The sequence below is a fragment of the Pseudoxanthomonas sangjuensis genome, assembly GCF_010211755.1.
Classification (GTDB): Bacteria; Pseudomonadota; Gammaproteobacteria; order Xanthomonadales; family Xanthomonadaceae; genus Pseudoxanthomonas_A; species Pseudoxanthomonas_A sangjuensis.
The window spans coordinates 1-678 of sequence record NZ_PDWR01000061.1; the positions used below are offsets into that span (position 1 = coordinate 1).

2 pseudogenes are annotated in these 678 nt (G+C 59.7%); one reads left to right on the plus strand and one right to left on the minus strand.

Annotated features, from left to right (window positions below):
* Positions 1-407, plus strand: a pseudogene (locus CSC71_RS15270) (VirB4 family type IV secretion/conjugal transfer ATPase); the annotation flags it as partial.
* Here CSC71_RS15270 and CSC71_RS15275 read toward each other — a convergent pair.
* Positions 395-568, minus strand: a pseudogene (locus tag CSC71_RS15275) (type IV secretion system protein); the annotation flags it as partial. The pseudogenes CSC71_RS15270 and CSC71_RS15275 overlap by 13 nt on opposite strands.
* Positions 569-678 lie beyond the last annotated feature (110 nt).

The window sequence follows — 678 nt, forward strand, 5'->3', positions numbered from 1 at the left end:
GCCTGCTGGTCTTTGTCACGCCTGATGCCAAGTACCTCTACTGCGAAACCGATTCAATCCAGAAGCAGACGGCAACGAAGATCTATTTGCCGAACGGCGAAGCCAAGCGCACTGACCTTGTTGACGTGCTCGGTCTGACACCGGCCGAGTACGAGTTTGTGCGCGACACCCCTCCCGAGGACCGGACTTTCCTGATTCGACGCGGTAACGAGCCGATCAAGGCGAAGTTCGATCTCTCCGATATGCCCGAGTTCATCCCTGTGCTGTCCTCGAACGACAAGGGCGTGGCGCTCATGGAGGAAATCATTCGTGAGCTGGAAACCGACGATCCCGAACAGTGGGTGCCGGTGTTTATGGAGCGTGCGCTCGCCAAGAACACGCACAACCTCAAGCAGATAGGAGCATGACCGGCATAGACCTTGTAGCCATACAGCGCCCAATAGAGCACGGCCGCGTAGGTGATCGGAGTCGAGATTGCCCCCGCGATAGCCGGGTACGTCTGCGCCAGGAACGACTGCGTAACGCCGTCTGCCGCCCCGACCAAGCCCTGTAGCGTCATGGCGGCCATGCTATTTCGACCCCATCCCGTCGTGCCAATGCGCCTTGCCCCGAGACTCGAGTACGCCCTCACGGCGCAGGAGGTACCCCGCTGCCCTGGTGACCCTCCTGGTTATTTAA